Source organism: Camelimonas sp. ID_303_24, from assembly GCF_053543495.1.
The window spans coordinates 1-6,940 of the sequence record NZ_JBLLJM010000042.1 but is presented as its reverse complement, the minus strand read 5'-3'; the positions used below and the strand labels follow the sequence as shown (position 1 = coordinate 6,940).

The window sequence follows — 6,940 nt, the reverse complement described above, 5'->3', positions numbered from 1 at the left end:
AAAGTTCAGTGGCAGGTCAGTCGGCCACGCAGCGCTCTCGACATGATCATAGCCGCAGTCGCCGGCGCCAACGAGTGCGTGGTCGTGACCGACAACGAGAAAGACTTTGCCGGCCTCCAGTTCGTCAACCCGCTTCGTTCAGAGTTCCAATCGTGAACCGCATCTTCGATTTCGACGGCCCTAACCTGAACAAGGGGTTTATCCACCTCAGAGCCGCTGAGCATCCTGAGGAAAAACGCCTGCACGGTATCATCGAAGGCATGTGGGAGCGCTACGAGCCCTATGCCGATCCTGATTTTCGTGACGGCTTCGCTCGCGACGTCGACGGGCGATTCTGGGAAATGTATCTCGGCTGGACGTTCCTCGAGGCCGGACATGCTTTGCTTCCAGCGTCCGACAGGTTGCGGGAGGGCGGGCAGCCGGACCTTTGCATCCTGACCGATAAGGGGCGCATCTGGATCGAAGCAATTGCTCCGGACGAGGGCGACGCTGGTCCCGATCGGATCACACGTCCCGTGCCCATGAACGAGGGCGGTGGCCTCTTTGCGGCGCCTGTGCGCCAAGCGCAGTTGCGGACGACCAGCGCGTTCTGGACTAAATTCAAGGTCATTCAGAAATATCTGAAGGAAGGCGTGATCGGTGCGGATGAGGTGCGCTTGATTGCGATCAGCGCCAGCCGCTTTGGCGTCTATGTCCCCGAAAAGCCCCCTCTGATCATGTCGTCACTATTTCCGATCGGGGACGCGTATGTGACCGTCGACCGCGCAACGGGCGACGTTGTCGAAGAGGGCTATCACGCCTCGACGGAAATCGCGCGCCAAGGCCCCCCGGTTGACCGCAGCGCTTTCCTCAATCCGCGCTTCAAGGATGTTTCCGGTGTTCTGTGGTCCCGCGTCAGCCTTGGAAATCTCTCCCGAAAGATCCGCCCGCTTACCTATGTCCACAATCCGCTCGCGGCACACCCGCTGCCTCAGCGCTGGGGCGTCTGGGATCGGGAGTTCGTCACGGTAATTGATGGCGAGGATTGGGAAGCCAAGGATATCCTTGCTCCCGAGTTCGAGACAGAGCAGGCCGGTGGATGAGACGCCCGAGCCACTACACAAGTCGCGAACGCACCGCTTTCTGGATGCTTTCAACAAAGGCCTTGATCAGATCGGCCGTGTCCTGAACGAACGCCTGCGTGAAGACGTCGATCTCGGTGCCATCTTTATCGAAGCCGTTTCGGTGGACGCAATCGTGGCGTAACAAAACCGCCTTGAAGAGGCGGCCTTTGTCGCTGGCAAGATTGAGAATTCGAACCCCGAGAGCAATGTTGTAGAGAACATCGACCTTCTTGAGGTTGTGATACATGACCTTGCGCAGGTGCGTGCGGACCTCGCGCTCGACCAGGCCCGGATCCTTCGAGACTTCGGACAGTGTGAATTTCTCTCTCGCGAGGTCCTCATCCTTGTCAATCAAACGCTGCATGGCCTCTTTGTCGCTCATGACCTCATTGAGCAGAGTGTCGCCGAGATAGGCTTCCAGCGCGGTGATCTGCTGGGAGAAAATCATTCGGTTCAAGATATGATCGCCGCGCACACCACCATGATCGGCGAGCAGGTCGCCGGTCTGATGGTACGAGTTCATGAAAACCCGGTACGGGTTGGCGGGCGCCTCGTAGTCGAGCCAGTCGTCGGGCTCTGGCTCCGCATGCTCAAGCCCGTACTCAAAATCTTCTATGACCTCGTGCTTACCGACATTCGTGACGTGGTAATTTTCGACACCGACTGGATATTCCCAAAGCCCCCAGGTCAGGTCGCCAAGTTCGGCATGGTCGATTACCGCCTCGTAGTGAATCTCAGGTCCCATCTGCCGCTCGTCGCCGCCGACGGGATTCCAAGCCAGCTCATCGCTGTCGATTTCGAAGATTTCGCCCGTCGACACATGACGAATTCGCGCAACGCCCCTACAGTAAACTTCCATGTGCCCTCCCGCTGACTCGTCCTCACCAGCTTAGACGATCGACAAGCCTAATGGCGTAGAAATCGGGAAACGGCTTTCGTCGACGTCAATCTGATTAATATCGTGAAGCAAATGCTTGACGCGGCAGAATGGTCGGGAAGGAGCGGCGATGCGTGAAATCCCGCAGTGGGAATTTGATTTCTACGCGTTGTCTCTACCGCGCGGCCACGCCTTCGGCGATGAGCCCCCGGTCGCTGCATGGGTATCAAACGATGGCAATGGATGTGGCATCGTCACCCGCAACGCCAAGGAGGATTCATTCGGCCTCATGCTCATGCGGCGGCGAGTGGATTCCGTTTGGGCGGTCACGAAGCGGGTAGGCGGTTTCACAACGATAGACGCGACCAGGACGGCCGTTGCGCCAGACCTCGCGGACGGGCTGGCGCTCGAGCCGTTGCCGCCCGGTGTTGTCATGCGCGCGCCGCTGTTCGACCTCGCCGGCCGCGAGCCGAGCGATGTATTTCGTGTTCTGGCGAACGATGCCCATCGACCGGCCGCATGGGCGCTGAACCAACTCTATCTCGCGCTGCCGAAACCCGACCGCAATTGGGTGAGCGATTGCCAGACGACCAATTTCCATACTCGAATATGGGAAGCGCAGCTTCTCGGCTCTTTTCGTGAACAGGGATTGCTCGTCGAACAGCCTTTTGAGTCTCCTGATTTTCGTATCGAGAACCGGCTTGGTGGCGAGGCCTGGGTCGAGGCCGTTACTGCCAATCCGCCAGTGCCGTACAATCACGTCAACGCGCCCCGCGCGGACGTCCCCACCGATCGCGAGGAAATCTTCTTCGGTGCGGCGGCGTTGCGGTTCGCCAAAACCATCGGCAACAAGCTCGCGCGCCGATACGATCAGCTTCCCCATGTTGTCGGTAAACCGTTTATATTGGCAGTCGCAGACTTCCAGGCGTCCGGCTCGATGAACTGGAGTCGCGAAGGCCTGATCGGCTACTTGCATGGAATGGGCGCTACGGTCGCCGAAGTCGATGGTCAAGCACGCGCCGTACCGATGCCTGCAGAGCATTTGCTGGGGCCCGCGCGATTTCCTGCCGGACTGTTCACCAACGATCAGCATGCCGAACTGTCCGCCGTGATTTTTTTCCAATGCCTGTTCCATGGCCAAACTCAATCGAGTTGCTATTTCGGGCGGAGGCGCTCCTGAAGGCTATCGGTACACTCGCTACGGCAAGTTCTTTGATCGAACGCCCGGCGCTATGGAGGGCAACCTGTTTTGCCTCGACATTACGAGCAATGACTATCGAGGCCTCTGGCCGCATGGATATGAGCCATGGACGGCGGAAATGGAGGTCTTCCACAATCCCTTTGCACTTCACCCGGTCTCTTTCGATCTCCTGCCGGAGGCGACCCATTGGTTTGAACAAGACGGCGAATGGATGTGCAGTTCCGTCTATGAAGCTTCGATCCTGTGGTCGCAGACGTTGATTACGGGCACAGATAAGCCAGCGCCCAAACTGGATGATTTTCTCAGCGATACAGCCTCAGTTTCGGGGACGGCCAGCTCCGAGGCATAACTGTCGCCGGCAGTGCCGACCACTAAGCGGTCAGTCCGCCCTCACAGGGCGGCCGATCCGGGCAAGCAACCTCAAGAGGTTTTTGGACGAGAGATTTCGTCGATACTTACGAAATATCCGCGACATTCAGTTGAAGATGCATGATTTTCGATAGTTCAGCGCTTCGCTGAAGAAGGTAGAGCATACGACGTGAAGAATCTAAGTGTCGGAGCGCCTGCCTAGTTCTTCCGCTCAGCTCAATCCCCAAATGGAGCATTCATATTTCTATTTAGGGTAGGCCGCTGGCCCCTGCGGCTTATTGCGATTTTTTAGAGGAAAAAGTTGAATTGAAATGGTCGGTTCGTCCGTAAGCCGTCCATCATCTCACCCGCCGTGCTGAGAGAGCAACTCCTGCTTCGAGACATTCATGGCCATCACCAGCAACATCGTTGCGCTCGAACGCGCCGCCGACATCGTCAGCTCGTACGTTTCCTACAATAGGGTGCAGACGAGCGAGCTCCCGAAGCTGATCGGAATGGTCCTCGATATTCTGAATGATCTCTGTCCAGCCGACCCATCAACTGCGACGACCAGGCAGAAGCCTGCCGTAAGTCCGAGCCTATCGGTGCACGACACCTTCATCATCTGCCTGGAAGACGGCAAGCGGTTCAAAACGCTCAAGCGCCATCTCTCATCAAAGTATGGCATGACGGCTGATGAATACCGCGCGAAATGGAACTTGCCCGGCAACTACCCAATGATAGCGCCGGCCTACGCCAATGAACGCTCGAAATTGGCCAAGAGGTTGGGGCTCGACCGTAAGGCGAAGGCGGCTGCAAGACGCGCGACCGCACGTCGCCAATCGGCTGCGCTCTGAGGTTGCGCGGGATAGACGCGAGCCATCCGTAAAGCTGGCGACGTTCAGCCGGCCAGTCCGAGCGCCTTCATCCAGGCGTGCACCTGACCGAAAGCGTCCGTCTGCCACTGTTCCGGGGTGCGGTCGCCGAGATGCGGCGTCCCATCGACGAACTGCCGTACCCAGACCGGACCGATCATATCCTCCTTCGCGAATTTCTCGGCGATGCCCTGATAGCCTTCGCGGGCGTCCTTGATCTCTAGCAACGGCCTGCAGACCTCAGCGAGCGCTTCCGGTCCGCCGTCATAATTGCGGATGCAATAATAGACGTCATAGGCGTCCTTGCGCTTTTGGCGGCGCAACAGCGCATGGCCCTTCATGGCCAGCAGCGCCGGGATCGACGCCACGGCGATTTGTACGCGATTATGCCCGCCACCGGGCATGACGCCTTCGATCGCCGTCAGTTGCGGAAAGCGCACGGCCAAATCCGCGCCTGAGGCGCGCTGCACCGCGAACTCCGACAGCAGAGGGGGGATGTGCTTCTCGATCTCGACGTCGCGCGGCATCAGGAAGTCGACGATCACCTCGACCGGCGGCCCGCCGTCCGCCACCTCTATCATGCGAACAAGCTGGAATTTCCGGTGCGCCTTGCTCTGCGCATAACCGTTGCCCATGAGAGCTTCAACCAGCCGCACATACTCGCCGTCGCCAAGCGCTTCCGCGTCGAGCGTCAGATCGATGTCGATCGTCCCGACATGCTGCATGTCGTCAGCCTCCAGAAGCAGCCACGGGACCGCGCCGCCGACAACGGCGAACTTGCCCTCGAAGCTTCCAAGGATCTGTCCAATCTCCATAAGGGCGGATTTGACCGCGTCGCTGACGCGGTCGCTGTAGTCGGCGGCGGATTGTGGATCAGGCGCTACTGCCATTTGAGCAACTTTTCTCGGAGGTGTTCAGCGGCCTCGCGCCCACGGTCATCGAGATGCGAGAGGTCGAGATAGGTCAGGATTGGAGAGGACACGGGCGGCGCGTCGGGACGTTCGACGCGCTCCTTCAGAATGGCCGGATCATCCGGTTCGATGACTTCGACATTGCCGCCGCTCTTCGAAGGTTTCAGCTTCAACGCCGCGATCAAGTCCGGCATGACCGCCGTGTCCGCATAGAGCGTCGTCATGTTGCCGCGCAGATAGGGGGCGAGCCACTGCGCGGCAGAAAGGCCGCCAAGCATCGCACGTCCCTCAGTCCCGGGCCGGCTCAACGCCTCGCGAAGCGTTTCCTCCAGCTGACGCCCGTGGAGGATGCTGTACCAGGACGAGCGGTGGCCGCGGACCGGCTCGTAGGAATCGCGCCAGGCGTCCAGCAAGGCGTCTGGCGCTGTCAGATGAACGCCATCGTCGTCGACCGTCGCCCATTCCCTGTCGAGCAGCGCCGATCGCACATTGCTCGCGTGGCCGAGGCTGACCCCGGATGCTGCGGCGAGATCGGCGACCTTCCAGGCCCGCGCCGGATCGCGCAAGAGCGCGCGCAGGACCTGTCCCGCCTTCGGCGAGAACACCGCGCGAAAACTTCGCGCTGCTGGTTTCGGCTTCTCGGCGGTTTCCCGTTCGATGAACACGCCGTCGAAAGCGATCCGGCAGTTGCCGGCAAGGTCGAGCCAGCCCATGCCCGCGTCCGCGCAGATATCGCGGGATTCCGGTGAGAGCCACGAGGCGGCGACGAGCGGCACGATGAAATCGGCTTTAGCCAGCGTCTCGTACTGCGCCATACAGGCATAGAGCTGGTTGATCGCGTCTCGGACCTGCTTCGGGTATCCCGGCTCTTTCACCTCGCAGATCAGCGTGACGGCACGGTCCGCCATTTTGACATGCGCAAGAATGTCAGCGCGCCGCACCTGCATATTGGGGTGGGTTCGCAGGTCCCTTTCCCTGTCGATGGCCAGGATTTCGAGCGACGGAATCCGTTCCAGCTGCTGGCGCAGCGCGTCAGCGATCTGATATTCGACCTCTTTCACTCGTTCATGTGGTTTCATTGGAGAGTGAAATAAGCTATTTCAGTGAAAAAGGCAAGCGATTTCACCCGATGCGCCTATTTCACTGTTTGGTGAATCTACCTCTCCCAATGAAATAAAACACAAGCTTAGCCGATTTGCTCGAGATTCAGTGACCCGGTCCGATGCGGCCCCGCGGATTGAGCGGAGGACGTGTCTGGAACTTAGCCGTTGCGAACTCGAGCTTTTGCGGCCGCTGCCCCTGCGACCGCCTTTACGGAAAAGTGCATCCGGGGAAAGCCTTCCCCTGCGGCCGAGCCATAGTCTCGGCCGACCCCTTCTGCGGGGGACCCGCAACGCCCCTAGAGTGAGAGACGGGATCGGAAGTCTGTGACGGGTTGAGTGCCGAGAGAGAGGCTGTCGGCGCCCGTCATGGAGTTTGGTCCCATGAACATGGCCTGCTGCCGGTTTTGTGGACAGCGGGTTAAGCTAGCATAGCGCGGGCTTCGAACTCCATGGGGCTGATGTAGCCCAGTTTCGAGTGTCGCCGACGCGGGTTGTAGAAGCGCTGACCTGCCACTGAACTTT

At 59.4% G+C, this 6,940-nt stretch carries 8 protein-coding genes; 5 read left to right on the top strand and 3 right to left on the bottom strand.

Features of this window, described 5'->3' with window-relative positions:
• Together ACERNI_RS17510 and ACERNI_RS17505 are read left to right on the top strand one after the other, a co-directional pair.
• A partial coding sequence (locus tag ACERNI_RS17510; RefSeq protein ID WP_448834512.1) for a type II toxin-antitoxin system VapC family toxin occupies positions 1–156 on the top strand: 156 nt, incomplete at its 5' end.
• Positions 153–1,082: a hypothetical protein gene (locus ACERNI_RS17505; protein WP_448834511.1), complete on the top strand. Its 930-nt coding sequence runs from the start codon at positions 153–155 to the stop codon at positions 1,080–1,082. The genes ACERNI_RS17510 and ACERNI_RS17505, both read left to right, overlap by 4 nt.
• Before the next feature lie 13 nt (positions 1,083–1,095).
• Here the strand turns inward: ACERNI_RS17505 and ACERNI_RS17500 are convergent, their stop codons facing one another.
• Entirely contained in the window at positions 1,096–1,962 is an 867-nt protein-coding gene (locus ACERNI_RS17500) for a hypothetical protein (RefSeq protein ID WP_448834510.1), read from the bottom strand.
• A gap of 148 nt (positions 1,963–2,110) precedes the next feature.
• Here ACERNI_RS17500 and ACERNI_RS17495 point away from each other — a divergent pair, with 148 nt between their 5' ends.
• The 3 genes from ACERNI_RS17495 (at position 2,111) to ACERNI_RS17485 (ending at position 4,386) form a co-directional block, all read left to right on the top strand.
• Positions 2,111–3,160 carry a hypothetical protein gene (locus tag ACERNI_RS17495; RefSeq protein WP_448834509.1) on the top strand — a complete coding sequence of 350 codons (1,050 nt, stop codon included), beginning with the start codon at positions 2,111–2,113 and terminating at the stop codon, positions 3,158–3,160.
• Positions 3,114–3,530: a hypothetical protein gene (locus ACERNI_RS17490; protein WP_448834508.1), complete on the top strand. Its 417-nt coding sequence runs from the start codon at positions 3,114–3,116 to the stop codon at positions 3,528–3,530. Before ACERNI_RS17495 ends, ACERNI_RS17490 begins: the two co-directional genes overlap by 47 nt.
• Before the next feature lie 406 nt (positions 3,531–3,936).
• The gene (locus ACERNI_RS17485) at positions 3,937–4,386 is read left to right on the top strand and encodes a MucR family transcriptional regulator (RefSeq protein ID WP_448834507.1); all 450 of its coding nucleotides are present in this window, start codon (positions 3,937–3,939) and stop codon (positions 4,384–4,386) included.
• A 44-nt stretch (positions 4,387–4,430) separates the two neighbouring features.
• Here ACERNI_RS17485 and ACERNI_RS17480 read toward each other — a convergent pair whose 3' ends face one another.
• Both ACERNI_RS17480 and ACERNI_RS17475 read right to left on the bottom strand, forming a co-directional pair.
• Complete coding sequence (locus tag ACERNI_RS17480; protein WP_448834506.1) at positions 4,431–5,294, bottom strand: nucleotidyl transferase AbiEii/AbiGii toxin family protein; 864 nt, start codon at positions 5,292–5,294, stop codon at positions 4,431–4,433.
• On the bottom strand, positions 5,285–6,376 hold the full coding sequence (locus ACERNI_RS17475) for a type IV toxin-antitoxin system AbiEi family antitoxin (protein WP_448834505.1): 1,092 nt from the start codon (positions 6,374–6,376) through the stop codon (positions 5,285–5,287). The genes ACERNI_RS17480 and ACERNI_RS17475 overlap by 10 nt, the downstream gene beginning before the upstream one ends.
• Positions 6,377–6,940: the final 564 nt, after the last annotated feature.

Excerpts from the sequence above, each read along its gene's own strand:
- ACERNI_RS17500 (WP_448834510.1), bottom strand. The coding sequence starts at position 1,962 with ATGGAAGTTTACTGTAGGGGCGTTGCGCGAATTCGTCATGTGTCGACG.
- ACERNI_RS17480 (WP_448834506.1), bottom strand. The coding sequence starts at position 5,294 with ATGGCAGTAGCGCCTGATCCACAATCCGCCGCCGACTACAGCGACCGC.
- ACERNI_RS17490 (WP_448834508.1), top strand. The coding sequence starts at position 3,114 with ATGGCCAAACTCAATCGAGTTGCTATTTCGGGCGGAGGCGCTCCTGAA.
- ACERNI_RS17485 (WP_448834507.1), top strand. The coding sequence starts at position 3,937 with ATGGCCATCACCAGCAACATCGTTGCGCTCGAACGCGCCGCCGACATC.
- ACERNI_RS17495 (WP_448834509.1), top strand. The coding sequence starts at position 2,111 with ATGCGTGAAATCCCGCAGTGGGAATTTGATTTCTACGCGTTGTCTCTA.